The sequence below is a fragment of the Schlesneria sphaerica genome (assembly GCF_044336245.1).
In the GTDB taxonomy this organism is placed as follows: domain Bacteria; phylum Planctomycetota; class Planctomycetia; order Planctomycetales; family Planctomycetaceae; genus Schlesneria; species Schlesneria sphaerica.
In genome coordinates this window covers 5,642,567-5,659,255 of record NZ_CP172346.1, presented here as the reverse complement: position 1 = coordinate 5,659,255, position 16,689 = coordinate 5,642,567, and the positions used below count along the sequence as shown (strand labels likewise).

Below are 16,689 nucleotides of genomic sequence, written 5' to 3'. Positions count from 1 at the left end.
ACACAATCCATATCTTGCCGGGGAATTTGTCCATCTCCATCGGAAAGCCCATTGAGGGATTCATCGCCCGGATTCCCCTGTCTTCCAGTGCCTGAACGACGTTCCGGGCAATGTCATTGACCTCCTCACCACTGTGGTGGAATTCGAGGTTGGAGACCGAGCGAGCCGTGTCCGAATGGCCTCTCGATTCATACGAACCACGAAACTGATCAAGGTCTTGGCGTGTGGGAACGCCCTGGTAATGTCTTCTCGCTGATCGTCCAGAGCGGGTCTACCGATTTCAACAAACCCCACGTCATCGGCACCCGCATCGAGGACCAGTTGCCTCAGCCACTCGGCGTCCAGAGGGGCCTTCGTGGCTGGAACGGAATCTGCCGACTTAAGACGAATCCGCTGCACGGTTGGGTGATCTTCGAGTTTCATGGGTGCTCCCTTGCCCTTGAGTGAGCTTCCTGAATCAGAATGCTCACAAGTCTCAGTCCAGTGATATTTGTTTGCAAGAACTCTTGTCGAATATTCCGGAGGGAACGAAGTGAGCATGAGGCTCAAGACGGTTCCATTAACAACTAACAACCAGCTAGCGCAGCCGTGGCGACCTCGCGGTCAATCCTTTCCAAACTGCTTCCACCACCGATCGAGGTCTCCGCGTCCGATGTTTTGCTGCGTCGCGGCGGTCATACGGACCTGATCAACGCCGCGAAGGGATCTGGCCGACTGGGGGCTGAACACCGTGCCGCAGACACGTGCGCCTCGTTCCGCCAGGAACTGCGTGATTTCGCGGCCGATGCCGGGGAAGAATCGGGTGGCGATTGTGGTCTTGTCTGACGTTGGTGTTTGCAGGGCACTCCGATCTTCTGCTGGCTTCATGGCTGCTCGTTACTGGTACTGGTGGATACAAAGTCGTGGAGAAAGGACTTCACGTTGTTAATTCTGTCTTGAGGTGTGTGAGTTGACCGTTCGTCTCCGACAGCGCAGCCGTGGGTATCAGACTCTCGACTGGCTGCCTCACTCCGAATAGCAGGACGTATAGCGCAGGCAGGTTGATCAGAGTCAGGAACGTCGCCACGCTCAGCCCGCCCATGATGGCAACGGCCATCGGCCCCCAGAAGATGCTACGAGTGAGCGGGATCATCGCGAGGATGGCCGTCGCCGCAGTGAGGATCACTGGCCGGGCCCGACGAACCGCGGATTCGATGACAGCCTCCCAGGCAGTCATCCCGCTCGCCATATCGTGTTCGATCTGGTCGATCAGGATGACTGAGTTCCGCATGTCCATCCCCGCCAGTGCGATCACGCCGAGCAAGGCGTTGAACCCGAACGGGGCTTGGAAGAGAAGCAGTGCTGCCACCGCACCGATGAGGCCCAAGGGTGAGATGATGAACACCAGGAACAGCTTCCTGAAGTCCTGCACCTGCGCCATCAAGAGCGTCAGCATGACCAGGATCATCGCCGGGAAGACGGCAAAAAGGGCGTCGTTTGCCTTTTTGCTCTCCTCGATGGCCCCGCCGGTCTCGATCCGGTAGCCAAACGGCAGTGACGCCTTCACCGCATTGAGCCGGGGTAGAATGGCCGCCGTTACGTCAGGTGCCTGGACCCCATCGACGACATCCGACCGGACGGTCAACACCGTGTCCCGGTTCCTGCGCCAGAGGATGGGCTCCTCCTGCTCATATGATAAAGTCGCCACCTGCGACACTGGTATGGCCTGCCCGCCTGACGTGATGAGAGTGAGATCAGGCAGGACGTCGAGCTGCAATCGTTCTTCCGGGACCGCCCGGGCCACGACATCGATGAGCTCTCTCCCCTCTCGGTACTGCGACACTGGCGTGCCCGTGAGTAGAGTCTGGAGCGTGACCGCCGTCTCCTGCGGGGTCAGGCCAAGCAACCGGGCGCGGTCCTGGTCGAGCTTGAGCCGGACCATCTTCGAAGACTCATCCCATTCAAGCTGGACGTCCCGCGTCTTAGGTTCGTCCCGGAGCACGTCTCTTACCCGATAGGCGATCTTCCGCACCTGCATCCGGTCTGGTCCGATCACCCGGAACTGGACCGGGAATCCGACCGGCGGTCCGAAATCCAGCCGGACGACTCGACCACGCGACAGGGCGAATCGCTCGTCCGAATCGAACATCGCTATCAGGCGGTCCCGCAATCGTTCACGGGCCTCGGATCCCTTTGTCTGGATGACCAGCTTGGCGAAGCTGGCATTCGGCAGGTCGGGATTCAGGGACATATAGAACCGGGGTGAGCCAGCCCCGGTGTAGGCTGCGAAGTGCTCGATATCCTGGTCACCGATGAGCACCTGCTCAACTTTTGCAACTTCGGCTTCCGTGGCAGCGAAGGAGGAACCCTCTGGAAGCCGGAGCTCGACCAAGAGTTCCGGTCGCGAAGACTGGGGAAAAAACTGTTGCGGGATCCAGCCGAATCCGACGAGTGCGACGACGAACGCCACGACCGTGATGGAGATGACTACCTTTGGGCGGCGGACGCATGCCGTGATCGTCGACCGGAGGACGCGGTAGAACAATGTCTGGTAGGGATCGTGATGCGACCGGCCGGAATAGTCGGGAAGCAGCTTCAGACCTAGATACGGTGTGAACACAACGGCCACGATCCAGGACGCGACCAGCGCGATTCCGACGACCCAGAAGATCCCACCAGCGTATTCCCCAGCGACGGAGCGCGCAAACCCGACCGGCAGGAATCCCACCGCAGTCACAAGCGTACCCGACAGCATCGGGAAAGCGGTCGAGGTCCAGGCAAACGTGGCCGCCCGCACCCGGTCCCAGCCCTCTTCCATCTTCACGACCATCATTTCAACCGAGATGATGGCGTCATCCACCAGTAGGCCGAGCGCCAGGATCAGAGCGCCCAGGCTGATGCGGTCGAGATTCATCCCGGTCGTGTTCATCACGACAAGTACGATAGAAAGTACCAGGGGGACGCTGAGCGCGACCACGACGCCGGTTCGCCACCCGAGACTTAGGAAGCTCACCACGAGGACGATCAGCAAGGCCTCAACAAACGACCGCAGGAACTCACCGACAGACTCCTCGACCACATGCGGCTGGAAGGCCACCATGTGGACCTCGACACCCGCTGGAAGGGCAGATTTGATATGACTGAGTTCCGCCTTAATCGCCTCACCAAGCTCCAGAACGTTGCCCCCCTTGATCATCGCTACGCTGAGTCCGACAGCTGGCATCCCTTGGTACCGCATGGTGAACGTCGGTGGATCCTCGTACCCCCGCCGGACATCGGCAATGTCACCGATTCGAAACACCCGCCCGCTTGCCTCGACCGGCACCGCTCTCACTTTCTCGGACGCCTCGAACGGGCCGTCCACACGAACGTAGACCCGGTCAGTCGGAGTCTCCACGCTGCCGGCCGGCGTGACGGAATTTTGCCGTCCGAGGCTCTGGAAGACCTGCTGCGGTGTGACCCCTAGAGTGGCCAGTTTCTGATGTGAGAACTCGACGAACACCTTCTCCGGCCGGTCACCGATCAGCACAACCTTGTCCACGTCCTTGACCCGCAAGAGCCGCTGCCGAGCAACTTCCGCGATCCGCTTGAGCTCGGCCGGGGTGTAGTCGGCCCCGGTGAACGCGTACACGGCCGAGTACACATCTCCATACTCGTCGTCCATCAACGGGCCGCGCACCCCTTCGGGGAGGGTGTGCCTCATATCGCCAATCTTTTTCCGCACCTGGTACCAGATATCCGGCACCATCTTCGGAGGAGTGTAGTCTTTCAGGTAAACCTGGATTAGAACACGGCCGGGTAGGCAATAAGCTTTGAGGTAGTCGAGATAGGGCGTTTCCTGGAGCTTCTCTTCGATTGGGTCAGCAACTTGTCGCTGGATCTCGTCGCTCGTCGCACCGGGCCAGTCGGCACTCACAACCATCGTCTTGATGGTGAAGGACGGATCCTCCGCCCGCCCTAACTCGAAGTAGGCATGTACCCCGGCGGCGCCGGAGGCCAGGATCAGAAACAGCACGAGAGCCGGATGATTGACCGCCCATTCGGACAGGTTGAGGCCTTTCATCGGATATCCTCCCAGGGCTTGACGACCATACCGGGATCGATCTTCTGCACGCCCGCCGTCACCACGAGGTCACCCGGTTTCACCCCGGCGGCAATCACGACCGACTCCTGGCGATATTCCCGAACCTCGACCGGCGTGAGTGTTGGCTGTCCGGCCTCGCGCCCGACAACCCAGACGGCAGGCTGATCCGACTGACGGAGGAGCGAGGAGAGCGGCAGCACGAACCCGGGGGCGAAGTCGGCCGGGGTGAGGTGGACGGTCGCGGTCATGCCGATCGCGACACCGGGGGTGGTATCGGGGAGCACGAACCGCGCCTGATAGGTTCGGGTGAGCGGGTCAGCGGAAGGCGACACCTCGCGGAGCACAGCGGGGAAGGCGACGCCGGGAGTCGACCAGAGTGTGACTTTGGCCGTTGCCGATCGGGCAGCTTCAACCCGGTTCTCTGGTAAGCTCACTACGGCCTCCAGCCCCCCATCCCGCGTGAGCCTGGCGACCGGCTGCCCTTCAAGCACAACCAGCCCCGCCTCCCCAGGCAGTTCTGTCACGACTCCATCGGCGTCGGCTGCCAAGCTGCAGTAGGAGAGCCGGTTCCGGGCCAAAGCAAGCGTCTTAATCGCTCGGTCTCTTCGGGCCACGGCCACACTCCGTGCGGCGCGAGCCTTCTCGGCTTCTGCGGCGGCCGTCGCATTTCGGGCATGCAGTAGTTGCTGTCGTACATCCTCGGCGGTCGTATACTCCACCTCGGCTTCGGCTGCGGCGAGGTCGGCCTCGGCTGCCTTCAAGGCGAGTTCGTAGTCCTCCGGATCGAGCCGGAACAGGGGTTGCCCCACCGTCACACGCTCCCCCAGTTCGACGTGCCGCGACACCACCTTCCCGCCGACACGGAATGCCAGGTCCGACTCGTACCGGGCGCGGACCACTCCTGTATATGACGATTCCGAAGCCGCCCCGTCGCCACGAACCTTCTGGACACGGACGTTCCGGGGCGGGGCCTCTGGCAGTTGCTCTGCTGACGGGGCAGCGGAGCCCTTCAGATGAACGACGCCAGCGACCACGAGGACGCTCGCGGTCACGCTCAGGCTTACCACGAACAAAGATCGATATCGCCGCCCCATCAGCAGCCCGTTCTTCGATGGAATGGGGGGTGTAGTCTTGAGGTGCATTCGCTGGTCGGTCAGGTGATCCTCGAGCTTCATGGCTGCTCCTTGTTGTATATACAACTATATGGGCAAAAAAAGTCAGCTTGTCGCGGCTTCTGAAGCGACTCGATTCATCGCCTGGTTCAGCAGCACAACGAATCCACTCCCAAGAGACTTCTCAACCTGTTGCTGCACTTCGCTCCAGGCTGTAATCGCCTTTTCCATGAGCTTGCGTCCCTGCAGCGTCAAGCGAAAAGGCTGCGAGCGGCCGTCTTCGTCGGGCACCACTTCCAGCCAGCCACGAGCCTTCATCCGTTCGACGTTGCGACTGAGGGTCGAGACGTCGAGATGCAGATGATTGCAGACTTCAATTGGACGGGCCGTGCCCATCTTGGCGGCGGCGACCAGTATGTTCATCTGGCTCACCTTCAGGTCGAGCGGGCGCAAAGCGTCGTCGTAAATGTTGGTGATGACGCGATTCAACCTGCGCAGCCTGACAGCAATGCACTCGCTGGCAACCTTATCAATCGCCGATTGCAGATATTCAGTTCCCATGTCATGTTTCCTTTTTTTGTTGTATATGCAAGTAAATGGTCCGTCAAGATCGAGCTGTGTTTTTATCCTGAGCGATTTCGAAATCCGGGCCAGGTGAGCGTACCGGCGGCTGTCCTGTGGGGGCGCGACAGGGCTACTTGTTGGGGAGTTGCTCAAACATCTGCTGGGCGAACCCAGGGCCAGCGCGTACTAACTCTTGATTCCCATTAGTGTTTTGAGCATCACGTTATCATCCCAGCCACATCTTCTGCGGTTCATGGCGACGCTTTTCTTGTTTTGCTGTTGCTTGAGCAGCGAAAGAGTATGTCGGTTGAGCCACGCCATGTTCTCCCGAAGTTGCTTTTCTCGGATGCGGGACTCGTCTTCTCGATACGTGACATCCAAGGTCCAGTGGCAACTGTTTTCAATCGACCAATGACTGCGAACGGCCTTGGCAAAGCACTTCACTCCCAAGGGGAGGCTACTGATAAAATACCGGATGTCGACGGTTTCCTTGCCTCCACGATCGACCATCGAGATGACCGCCCCTAACGTCTTCAGTGACGCCCAGCGATCAGCACCCGCAAGAACATCTGGAATGGGGAGTTGCACATAGGTACGTGTCTCGGTGCGACCATGTCCGGTCTCCGTCGACCATGTCCGGTCTCCGTCGTTGTGTGCCGACGAGCGTCCACATCGGCGAAATCCGTTTGCATCTGTTCTTCGAGATAATCCGTCGCTGCCTGGTACAAGGATCCTTGATTCCCTTTCAGAGCGAGAACATAGTCGGCCTTCGCCGCAATGATCTGTTTGGCGATCGCTGTCTGGGTTCCCATGGCGTCGATCGTAATGATCGCGCCTCGGAGATCGACGAGTTTCAATATCTCGGGAATCGCCGTGATTTCATTGGATTTCTCGTCAGTCGCGACTTGCCCAAGGCTCAAGCCCATTTCGCTGGCCCAGATGCTGACAGAATGCAGAGCCCCCAACCCCTTCTTCCGGTCATGGCTGCGGCGTAATGTTTTCCCGTCAATCGCCAGCAGCAATTGATCATGATCCAGAACCTCCGCCGCTGCGGCCCGTAAGGCCTCCAGCCATTGCGTGAAGCACGCCTGAAAGGCGCCGGGGTTCAACGACATCAGCACTCGACGAAAGACATCCTTGCGAGGAATACCCTGCGGCAAGTCGAGCAACCCCAGCAGAAAGTCTTTCTTCAGTTCTGCCCATTCCGCGATTCCCGTAGGGCCACTGCAACCACCCAGCACGGCCATGATGGAGATCACAATGACACTCACGAGGGGATGCTTCTGATTGATGGAAGAACGAGGATCCTCGAGTTCCGCGAAATACGGAATGATTTCCTCCAAGCTCAGACGAACGCTACCAGAGTCTTTCTTCGCCATGATCCACCTTAATGCCGCAGCTCGCTTCTTGTCGCAAACAATCGCATCAAGGTATGATGATTAGGCCCCTGGCGCAAGTTACCCCATCTTACCTATTTACCGCCGAGTGCGCGCTGGCCCTGCAAGAATAGGGTTTTGAAACTGCCTCTACGCTGAACATTATTACGACTCTGCATCTCGTCGGCTGGCCATTACAATTCCGAGGTGTAGTCATCATCAGTTCCAAAGCCCGGCGGCCACCGAATCGGTAAACCAACAGACTTCTGTTCAAGGTACCAGCGAGCCGAACACCACGGCCAGTTGCTGGCTCGTGCCACAAACCCGGCCCGAACGGGATTCATGTGCAATATAGTCCAGTTTTTCTTCCACCTTGGCCAGGTTGTCGTCTACGATCATTTGGGCTGTGCCCCCGTAGTGTGCGAGTACGCAAAATTGTGTTCACGCGTCTTTATGAAGGAAGACAACCTATTACACTTACCGTTCTCCTGAACGACTTGCTGGCCCCACGGCGACGTAAATTCCATACACAGCCACAGCGCCGATAAATGACGGAATCATATGATACAATGCAAACAAAGGAAACAGAACGATAAATGGTCCTATAATCCCCCTGAGCAGCATAAACGCGAGCACTCCAATCTGAATCCCGATTGGTGCGAGCCAAAAATACCGCGGGCATACTGCTGCGGACAGTACTCCGCCAGTTAGTAACGCAATCGAATAATACGGGCCGCGCGAATCCCAAGGTTCAGTTTTACCGGTGACGATCGGAGATAGCGCCCAGATGCCTGCACCCATAGCCACAGCCACAAGAAAAGACAGAAAATCGCGTTTGGGCATCATTGTTAGATTCTCCATCAACAGAATATGCTGTGCCCCCGTGTCCCCGTGCTCCCGTCATTGCAAACATAGGGCTTTCAATCCGCCTCTAACACTACTCGTCCTTCTCAACGATCGTGTCTACGTCCACATTAACTTCTTCCTCTATCCACCCCTCTTCCGTAGGTCCCCCTCCTACAATTGTGTGTTGATTAACAAAATAACATTTCCAAGGGGTCACATTCTTGCGCAGCTCTTCTATCATTGGATACGTAACTACAACAAATATCACTTCTGAAGCGTCAACCGTTAGTGGTGAAAACTGAGCTTCTCTTAGATTTTTGTCAAGAAGTGGCGGAAATGTAACCTTCAATGGTGGCACATGCCTACTGTTGCGCCAGTCCTCAATAACACACGAAGGAGTCAGGTCTTCCGAGATATAATAATTGACGAACTCTGGCAATGTCGAAAACATTGCACCTTCCTCCGCCCAATCTTCATTATACCGAAGCCCAATAGCATATCGTTGATAATCAAACGTCTTGTTATAGACCAATAGCGCCATACCGTTTAACTCACGGCGCAATTCTCCCCTCTCATTCGTTGTAATTTCAAAAATCGGAGCCTGCTGCTTTCTCAGCATTTTATAAAGACACGCCAGTAATTTTCTTCGCTTAAGCCCAATCCGCTTAATCTCAAGGACGGCGCACCCGGCTTCTAACGCCACTCTAGCATGAGTATGATAGCGGAGACTGAGAGTATCACCATCTTCATCAACCGTCATCATGTCAGCAAGCTCTTGAGTCAATGCAGATTCAAAAAATGCATCACCTGGTAAAAAACGCCATTCTTCTGCGATTGCCGGCTGGCACGCATAATTGAATACAAATCCGCAATAAAGAAGCAGTGCGCGTATGTAGTGTTTCGGCTGCATATCGTGGCCTTAATATTACTTCTCAATGTTGATAGCCTCAGAATAATTGCAGAGATCGCGATCACGGTCAGCACTTGCGTAATTGTGGAGAATGCCATCTCTGTCGGGAAACACCCCCTCTTCTAAATAGGCGCGATAGCCTGCATCACATTCTACTCTAATCGTGAGCGACGTACAATTTGTATCGCAACTGCCACGGTGCCTCAGTTGTTGAGCCAAAGCTCTTGCCGCTTCGATCGTACTTCTGAGCCGTGTTGTAAGCACTTGCGGTGTAACAACCCCGCCAAAATCTCTCGGGGCTTTGGGAATGAGATTCTGTGGATAGTTTCGATGAAGCCAATCGATAATCGATGCTGTGCGATGGGGAACTGCCCGGTTACCCGCTGGGTGGCCCGACCGCCTGTTGAGGGCGGTCGGGTGCCGGAGGCATAAGATGCAATATCGTCGGCTGGCCATTACACATTCGTGGTGAATTCATTATCCGCTTCCACGCGAGGCCACCACCGAATCGGTAAACCAACAGACTTCTGTTCAAGGTACCAGCGAGCCGAACTCCACGGCCAGTCCCTGGCTCGTTCCACCATCCCGGCCGGAACGGGATTCATGTGCCCGCCGTCCAGTTTATCTTCCACCTTGGCCCGCGACCAAATATTGAATCCGTAGTCGCGTGTCTGTCCGATGCGTTCGGTGGAGTCAATCTGGGACCAGTCGCTCCGGAAACTCTGGGGCAACACGGTTTTCAATGATTTCGAGGTCAGTTCCTTCCACTTGTTCATGAATGGGCTCAACTGCCACGTTTCAGGGAACCAGATGAGAGCATGGACGTGTTCAGGCATGATCACAAATCCCAGGCAAAGCCCCTGATGCTGTGCCAGTCGGCTCCCCATAGTGCCAATGACGATTCTCTTCGCTTGATCGTGCTGTAGGTGCTTGCGCCTCTTGTAGCACGAGAACGTCACGAAGTGGATCTGCTTCCCAGTGTCGTAAACGCGTCTTTCAACCATGGTAGACAGAACAAAACTGCGTGCGGTGATCTAAAAAAAGGGAGCACTCATGGTATCACATCATGTCGCTCCGCGACCCAACCGCCCTGAACAGGCGGTCGGGCCACCCTGCGGCAAGACATTTACTACAGAAGGTGCCCCAAAAAGTAGTGTCCCTATGGGCGTTTCTAGCCGAATTCGCTCCTATCGTGTGAAGACTCTGTGGAAGACTTCCTCTCATTCTCAAAATGCCCAAAGAAACTCCTAACCGAGAAGCCGCTGCTCGGATTAGTTCATTATCTGTTTAGCTTAAGCGCCGCGATTTGGACAATGCGGCCCATCATAAGTTTGTTAAGCAAAGGAGAGTGCTGAGGAAGCTCAGCCAGCTCGTGATAGCATATTACGGCGTCGAGAACGGAAATCCAATTCTGAATAACTGCTGTGTGGATGACGGAGAGAATTTCAAATCTGGCTACATCTGTTGTCCCTTTGTCTGAGTACAAGGATTTCAGGCTCTCTTTCCTACGTGCCAGGTCATGCCAGCGAACGCTTTCGAGTGAGTGAATTAGCGCGAGCTGCTTCTTTGGAGTTAGTGTTCCGATCTGCTTGCAGATGCGTGCCTCTAACTCGGCGCCTTTGACAGGAAACTCAAACGCATGCGCCAAGCAGTGGGAACATCGCTTCCAGACCGCAAGTTCGGTGTCTTCATTGAGAATTCCCTCCAGTCGATCTAGGTGCTCGACAATTTTACTTGCACGCTCGGCCGGGTCGGCGATGCCCGCGACTAAGAGAGTTGTGAGATCCACGAAATGTGCATCTGAAATACTCTTCGATGATCTAAGCTTCGAAATCTCGTCTATCTCGTGAGAACTCAAGGTCTGTTTTTTCAACAGCAATTGTGCCACATACTCAATAGCGCCTTGCTCAGAGAATTTATCCGCGAGCAAATCAGCCTTACTCTCCTCCTCGGCTATTACGGCAGTTGAAAGTGAAGCCATAAGGATAGCCAGCATAGCGCTGCCGAATTGACGCAGTAAATATTGAGCCAACGAATTGACTCTTCTGATACCGTATTTTAGTTTGAAGAGTTGGTAGCGAATTGCTGACGCATCTGCATCTTTAAGCAGAAACCGATCGGCCAACGCTGCAGCTTGGGGTTTTAGAGCCGCTTTAATTCTCATTTTCTCTACCCTAGGGTTTCTTAGGTTCAGGTTTCTCATTCTCCGGACATGGTGCGTTTCTGGGTCCCTTGTTTGGGGGGCGACGTTTCAGATAGTCGTGGAGGATTCCAGCTTTTGAGCAAACATACCAAGATTGGACATCATCTGACACGTGCTTTAAAGGATTAAGAAGATTACCTCTGTCGGGCGTTCCTGCTGGGTGGCCCGACCGCCTGTTGAGGGCGGTTGGGTGCCGGAGGCACAAGCTGCAATCTCGTCGGCTGGCCATCACACATCCGTGGTGAATTCATCATCCGCTTCCAAATCAGGCGGCCACCGAATCGATAAACCAACAGATTTCTATTCAGGGTACCAGCGAGCTGCACTCCACCGCCAGTCCCTGGCTTGTTCAACTAACCCGGCCCGCACGGAATTCATGTGCCTGTAGTCCCGTTTTTCTTTCCCCTTGGCCCGCGCCCCAATGTGGAATCCGTAGTGGCATGCTTGCCAGCTTGGTTCGGTGGAGTCAATCTGGGACCAGTCGCCCTGGAAACGCTGGGGTAACACGGTTTTCAATGATTTCGAAGTCAGTTCCTTCCACTTGTTCATGAACGGGCTCAATTGCCACGTTTCCGGGAACCTGATGAGAGCATCGACGTGATCTGGCATGATCACAAATCCCCGGGAAAGCCCCTGATGCTGTGCCAGTCGACTCCCCATCGTGCCAATGACGATTCTCCTCGCTTGCTCATGCCGCAGGTGCTTGCGCCTGTTGTCGCACGAGCGTGTCCCAAAGTGGATCTGCTTCGAGGTGTCTAAATTCGTCTTTCAACCATGGTGAACAGAGGAAAACTGCTTACGGTGATCCAAAAAAGGGAACACTCATGGTACCACATCATGTCGCTTCGCGACCCAACCGCCCTGAACAGGCGGTCGAGCCACCCTGCGAGTACGCAATACTGTCTTCATGCTTCCTTATGAAGGAAGAAAACATCTTACACTTACCGTTCTCCTGAACGACTTTCTGATCTTGCAGCGCCGTAAATGCCATACACCGCCACAGCACCAATAAACGACGGAATCATATGATACAATGCAAATAACGGAAACAAAATGATAAATGGTCCTATAATTCCTTTGAGCAGCATAAAAGCGAGCACACCAATCTGAATCCCGATTGGTGCGAGCCAAAAATACTGCGGGCATACTGCTGCGGACAGTGCTCCGCCAGCCAGTAACGCAATCGAATAATAGGGGCCGCGCGAATCCCAAGGTTCAGTCTCACCGGTGACGATCGGAGATAGCGCCCAGATGCCCGCACCAATAGCCACAGCAAAAAGAAAAGACAGAAAATCGCGTTTGGGCATCATTGTTAGACTCTCCATCGACAGAATACACTGCGCCGCCGTATCCCCGTTCCCTGGCTTATTATGCTCCACCGCATTTCCAAAACCAAGGGTTAATACCCAGAGCCGAAACATCAGCTTCAGGGGTAGTCTGAATTGTTATGGACTTGCCCATGAAATGTGGGCGCGAGGAAAAGCGAGTATGCTTTCCCAAGAGGAGTCCAGAGTATGTCGAGAGAACGTCGGAAGCACACGCCGGAGTTTAAGCGTGAGGCATTGAGTCTGATCAGCAGTCAACAGTTGTCCGTAGCAGAGGTGTCGCGCCGCCTGGGTGTCAGTCAAACGCTGCTCTACAAGTGGAAAGCGCAGTTCGCGGCGCAGGGCGTGCAGGCCTTTCCCGGCCAAGGCCAGCAGACGGCCCAGGAAGCCGAGCTGTCGCGATTGCGTCGCGAAGTCGAGCTCTTACGGATGGAACGTGACATTTTAAAAAAAGCGACACAGTTCTTCGCGAAGGAGTCCAAATGAAATATCAGTTCATTGAAGACCATCGCACTGTGTGGCCTGCCACAGTTCAATGTCGGGTATTGGACGTTTCTCGCAGCGGATACTACGCCTGGCGAAAACGCCCCGCCAGTGAATCTTCACGGCGACGCGAGGAACTGACGCGTCGCATTCAGACCATTCATGCGATGAAGTATCATGATGTTTATGGAGCGCCACGACTTCAGGCAGAACTGAAAGCTCAAGGCCATCCCTGTAATCGGAAGACCGTTGCTCGCTGCATGAAAGAGGCAGGCATCAAGGCCTCGACGGTGAAGAAGTTCCGCGTGAGCACGACGGATTCCAACCATTCTCATCCGGTGGCTGCCAATGTTGTGGATCGTGAGTTTGCTCCGTCTCAAAAGAATCAGACATGGACAGCAGACATCACCTACATTCCGACGGAGGAAGGCTGGCTGTATCTGGCGGCCGTCGAAGATTTGTACTCACGCAAGATCGTGGGCTGGTCGATGTCAGATCGGATTGACAGTCGACTGGTCGTTGATGCGCTGGAGATGGCGGTCCAGCGAGAACTTCCTGCAGCAGGCCTGGTGGCGCACTCGGATCGCGGGGTGCAATATGCCAGCGAACACTACCAGACTCTTCTGAGACGAAATCAGATCACCTGCTCGATGAGCCGCCGAGGCAACTGCTGGGATAACGCACCGATGGAGAGCTTCTTCGCCACCTTGAAGAAGGAACTCGTCCACCGCGAACGGTATCAGACCCATTCGCAAGCGCGCCAAAGCCTCTTCGAATACATTGAAGCGTTTTACAACCGCGTACGAAGGCACTCGACGATCGGGTATCTCCCACCCGTCAAGTTCGAACAGGCCATTTAATCCTAACCTCGCGCCCACATTTCATGGGCAAGTCCAAAACCGCAATCTTCTTCTACTGCGGAGGACTCAATCTCAACCCACAATAATCCCGGATGGACCATTTTTCGGCGAGGAATTCGGGTTTTCAATAACAGATGATGAAGCCAGAAAAACCTTTCAGTGTGCTGTGCTGAGTGGATGAACTTGCGATAACAAGTAATTTTGAGTGCCAAGAGAGGATTTCACCGTTTTGGGCTTCCATAACAGCAAACATGCCGAAATTAGGGTCATTGGAATGACAATGAACCAGTAGGAGAGGGTCAATGCAGCGAAACGAATTTCGCTACGGGCTGCTCCAGTGCCAGTGGCGACTTCGAATCCGCCAAAACGATGTTGGTAATCAAGACGATATCCATACCATTGATCCCATTTCATCACTGCTTTCGCCTGCTTCAGTTCAGCGGAATGAAAGCGAAACAACTGAAAGAACGGCGTCGGCCCAGACCTCATAAGCAGGACGCCACCTTCCCTCGATTGAATGAAAAAAGTGGCATTCAACACTTGAAGGTTCACGGCATCAAATCTGGCTTGACTCCTCACCCAGCCAACTGCAAACACGCACGCCACAGCTAGCATCATAACGCCGATTTTTCGTCGCCACGACTTAAAGAATTCGCCCATTGGTTCGCCTTCCCTGAACTTCTACGCTCATTTGTCTTTATGAGTCGGAAATCAAACGGTTGTCGGAAATCTCTTCTGGTCGGTCCATTCAACTCCGACGCACGAACCGTATCCCAATTTCCCCTTAGTGTCTATTCCTTTCGAATGTCCGTGGGTTGCTCCAGAGTGTAAATGGTCATTATTTGGAAAAAAATGACAAGAAAGATGTTCAACCAACCTTAATGGTCGCCCGATCGCATTTGCGCGATCGAAACTCTGCCGCCTGTCATTCAGAGCATGAAACATCGAGCTTCATATTCGACTCTTGGCGGCGGCAAGCCGCTCTGCGTAGTCAGGCAGAAAGATGTCTGGAAGTTGACTCTCAAGCTGTCCCTGAATTCTCCAGATGACCCTAAGCTCCGCTTCGTCGCCTTCCAAATTGTTTTTATCGTCCTGCACCGATAACCACTCAAAGAAAATCAATGCTTCGTCGTGTGTTAAGTTCACTGAAAATTCCCTCAATTTACGCTCCAAGATGAGTTGTTAAAATAATCGCCCAGTAGCCAGAACGCTGTGGGGTTGTTCACCCCCCTAGCTTCGAAGCTCCAATGACACCGCCTGCTTCGTTCAGAATTACGTTGACACGTGTTGACGGATCTATCATATGAACGACGGCTTTTGTCCGATACTTTCCCACAATTCTCTGAACATTTTTACTATTAACATGGCTAGTAATCGCCGGTTGGAAACCCATGAAATACTCGGGTCCCTCCGCGCCTCGGTCTCACCGATTTGAATGACTTTGAGTGAGTTTGGTCCGCAGATTTCGCGGATTTTCGGAGATGAAATCTCTGTTCCTGGAACCTGCACCATCTGCGGATGTTGTCATTGACTTGAGGAGTGGCGACGGATGCGCGCCACTCAACCCGAAATGCAGAAACTGCAGCGTCCCTGTCGGCAGGCTTCCCGCTTCCCTGCGATGAGCAGCATTTGCCTGTGAAGAGTCCCCGCTTCCGCTTGCTCGCAGAATAAAGTTCTCTCGCGTTGGCGGACGCAATGGCGACGCAGGGGCGACCCTGGACGTTCCTCTTTTGGACCCGTCTCGGACCAAGGAACCCCGCCGTCGCCACTCCGGCGTAGCATCCACTTGGACTGTCCGACATGATATTCCGACCAGAACAACGCGCTTACGACCACCATCATCTCGTGGACCAAGCCATGCCCCCTCGTCCCTCCATTGAAGAACGCCTGGCGTGCCTCAGAGAAATTCGCAGCGGTGGTGACCTCACTCAGTTACGCGAAGCTGCAGCTCGACATCTGCCCGACCGCTGCAACCTGATCGTCGCGGAAGCAGCAAAAATTGTCCGCGAATTCGAGCTATCGGGGATGGAACCCGATCTGTTACGTGCCTGGACCCGCTTGATCGATGGGCCTGATCCGATGAAGGCTGACAAAGGCTGCTGGGCCAAAACAGCGCTGATCGAAGCCCTCGCCGCACTGAATTACGATGACCCGGAACTCTACCAGGCGGCACTCACCTACCAGCAGATCGAACCCGCCTGGCCTGACGCCATCGACACGGCGGAAAATGTCCGGGCCAGCGCTGCATTCGCCCTGGCAAGGTCTGTTCGTATGAGGACCGCGGACAAACTGATTGCGTTCGTTGATTACCTGCAGGGGTCAACCTTCGACCAGGTCAACGCCGTTCGAGCCATGTCCGACACCGGTAGTGAATCCGCCCTGCCCTTGCTGAGAATGAAGCTGCGATCCCACGGGATCCATTCCGACGTCGCAGGCGCGTGCATGACAGGACTGCTCGAAATGGCTCCGACAACGTCCATCCCCCTGGTCGCAGGTTTCTTGAAATCGGAGCGTGAGGAACTCGTCACAGAAGCAGCGGCGGCGTTGGGAAGTTGTGGAAAACCCGAGGCCATCAAATCGTTGATCCTCGCCTGGAATCGTACCAGGGACGACGGTCTGCGGAGATCGCTCGTACTGAGTATCGGCCTCTCCCGCGACCCGTCCGCCGTTGATTTCCTGATTCAGCAGCTCGAATTGCACCACGATCCGGACCTGATTCTCAACGCCCTGAAACCCAATCTCGTCTACGAAGAAATTCGTCTCCGGGTGGATGAAGCCAAGCAACGTCGAAAGCGCCCAAACCGATGAATGACTCGTCAAGCACTCTTGCTAGAATGATTTCTCCGTGATCTTGAGTGTGCTCGACAGCGACAGACTTTCAGGAGGCTCTCGCTGAGTGGTATCGGCGGCTGAAACAGCATGGATAAAAGGCTGAAAAGCTCAGCAG

At 55.0% G+C, this 16,689-nt stretch carries 17 protein-coding genes and 1 pseudogene; 3 read left to right on the top strand and 15 right to left on the bottom strand.

Going from position 1 to position 16,689, the window contains the following annotated elements:
* Nucleotides 1-60: 60 nt before the first annotated feature.
* The 13 genes and pseudogenes from ACGY09_RS20505 to ACGY09_RS20445 form a co-directional block, all read right to left on the bottom strand.
* Nucleotides 61-423, bottom strand: coding sequence for a hypothetical protein (locus tag ACGY09_RS20505; RefSeq protein WP_397569232.1), 363 nt, complete (start codon nucleotides 421-423; stop codon nucleotides 61-63).
* 180 nt (nucleotides 424-603) lie between these two features.
* Nucleotides 604-867 (bottom strand): hypothetical protein, encoded by a 264-nt coding sequence (locus ACGY09_RS20500; RefSeq protein WP_397569231.1) that lies wholly within the window; start codon nucleotides 865-867, stop codon nucleotides 604-606.
* Nucleotides 868-916: 49 nt separating this feature from the next.
* Nucleotides 917-4,042, bottom strand: a complete 3,126-nt coding sequence (locus ACGY09_RS20495; RefSeq protein ID WP_397569230.1) for an efflux RND transporter permease subunit — start codon at nucleotides 4,040-4,042, stop codon at nucleotides 917-919.
* Nucleotides 4,039-5,238, bottom strand: a complete 1,200-nt coding sequence (locus ACGY09_RS20490) for an efflux RND transporter periplasmic adaptor subunit (protein WP_397569229.1) — start codon at nucleotides 5,236-5,238, stop codon at nucleotides 4,039-4,041. Before ACGY09_RS20490 ends, ACGY09_RS20495 begins: the two co-directional genes overlap by 4 nt.
* Before the next feature lie 42 nt (nucleotides 5,239-5,280).
* The gene (locus tag ACGY09_RS20485) at nucleotides 5,281-5,736 is read right to left on the bottom strand and encodes a MarR family winged helix-turn-helix transcriptional regulator (RefSeq protein WP_397569228.1); all 456 of its coding nucleotides are present in this window, start codon (nucleotides 5,734-5,736) and stop codon (nucleotides 5,281-5,283) included.
* 189 nt (nucleotides 5,737-5,925) lie between these two features.
* Nucleotides 5,926-7,118 (bottom strand): annotated as a pseudogene (locus ACGY09_RS20480) (ISAs1 family transposase).
* Nucleotides 7,119-7,385: 267 nt separating this feature from the next.
* Complete coding sequence (locus ACGY09_RS20475) at nucleotides 7,386-7,514, bottom strand: hypothetical protein (protein ID WP_397569227.1); 129 nt, start codon at nucleotides 7,512-7,514, stop codon at nucleotides 7,386-7,388.
* A gap of 78 nt (nucleotides 7,515-7,592) precedes the next feature.
* A complete protein-coding gene (locus ACGY09_RS20470) occupies nucleotides 7,593-7,961 on the bottom strand; it encodes a hypothetical protein (RefSeq protein ID WP_397569226.1) in 369 nt (122 codons plus the stop codon).
* Nucleotides 7,962-8,052: 91 nt separating this feature from the next.
* Nucleotides 8,053-8,871, bottom strand: a complete 819-nt coding sequence (locus ACGY09_RS20465) for a hypothetical protein (RefSeq protein ID WP_397569225.1) — start codon at nucleotides 8,869-8,871, stop codon at nucleotides 8,053-8,055.
* 455 nt (nucleotides 8,872-9,326) lie between these two features.
* On the bottom strand, nucleotides 9,327-9,875 hold the full coding sequence (locus ACGY09_RS20460) for an REP-associated tyrosine transposase (protein ID WP_397569224.1): 549 nt from the start codon (nucleotides 9,873-9,875) through the stop codon (nucleotides 9,327-9,329).
* 275 nt (nucleotides 9,876-10,150) lie between these two features.
* Complete coding sequence (locus ACGY09_RS20455) at nucleotides 10,151-11,035, bottom strand: hypothetical protein (protein WP_397569223.1); 885 nt, start codon at nucleotides 11,033-11,035, stop codon at nucleotides 10,151-10,153.
* Between the two features lie 339 nt (nucleotides 11,036-11,374).
* A complete protein-coding gene (locus tag ACGY09_RS20450; protein ID WP_397571894.1) occupies nucleotides 11,375-11,815 on the bottom strand; it encodes a transposase in 441 nt (146 codons plus the stop codon).
* A 200-nt stretch (nucleotides 11,816-12,015) separates the two neighbouring features.
* Nucleotides 12,016-12,384 (bottom strand): hypothetical protein, encoded by a 369-nt coding sequence (locus tag ACGY09_RS20445; RefSeq protein ID WP_397569222.1) that lies wholly within the window; start codon nucleotides 12,382-12,384, stop codon nucleotides 12,016-12,018.
* Nucleotides 12,385-12,588: 204 nt separating this feature from the next.
* Between ACGY09_RS20445 and ACGY09_RS20440 the strand changes: the two genes are divergently transcribed.
* Nucleotides 12,589-12,885 carry a transposase gene (locus ACGY09_RS20440; protein WP_397569221.1) on the top strand — a complete coding sequence of 99 codons (297 nt, stop codon included), beginning with the start codon at nucleotides 12,589-12,591 and terminating at the stop codon, nucleotides 12,883-12,885.
* A complete protein-coding gene (locus ACGY09_RS20435; protein WP_373650866.1) occupies nucleotides 12,882-13,742 on the top strand; it encodes an IS3 family transposase in 861 nt (286 codons plus the stop codon). Before ACGY09_RS20440 ends, ACGY09_RS20435 begins: the two co-directional genes overlap by 4 nt.
* Nucleotides 13,743-13,898: 156 nt before the next feature.
* Here the strand turns inward: ACGY09_RS20435 and ACGY09_RS20430 are convergent, their stop codons facing one another.
* Nucleotides 13,899-14,402: a hypothetical protein gene (locus ACGY09_RS20430; protein ID WP_397569220.1), complete on the bottom strand. Its 504-nt coding sequence runs from the start codon at nucleotides 14,400-14,402 to the stop codon at nucleotides 13,899-13,901.
* Between the two features lie 291 nt (nucleotides 14,403-14,693).
* On the bottom strand, nucleotides 14,694-14,888 hold the full coding sequence (locus ACGY09_RS20425) for a hypothetical protein (protein ID WP_373653127.1): 195 nt from the start codon (nucleotides 14,886-14,888) through the stop codon (nucleotides 14,694-14,696).
* A 654-nt stretch (nucleotides 14,889-15,542) separates the two neighbouring features.
* Here ACGY09_RS20425 and ACGY09_RS20420 point away from each other — a divergent pair.
* On the top strand, nucleotides 15,543-16,550 hold the full coding sequence (locus tag ACGY09_RS20420) for a HEAT repeat domain-containing protein (RefSeq protein ID WP_397569219.1): 1,008 nt from the start codon (nucleotides 15,543-15,545) through the stop codon (nucleotides 16,548-16,550).
* Nucleotides 16,551-16,689 lie beyond the last annotated feature (139 nt).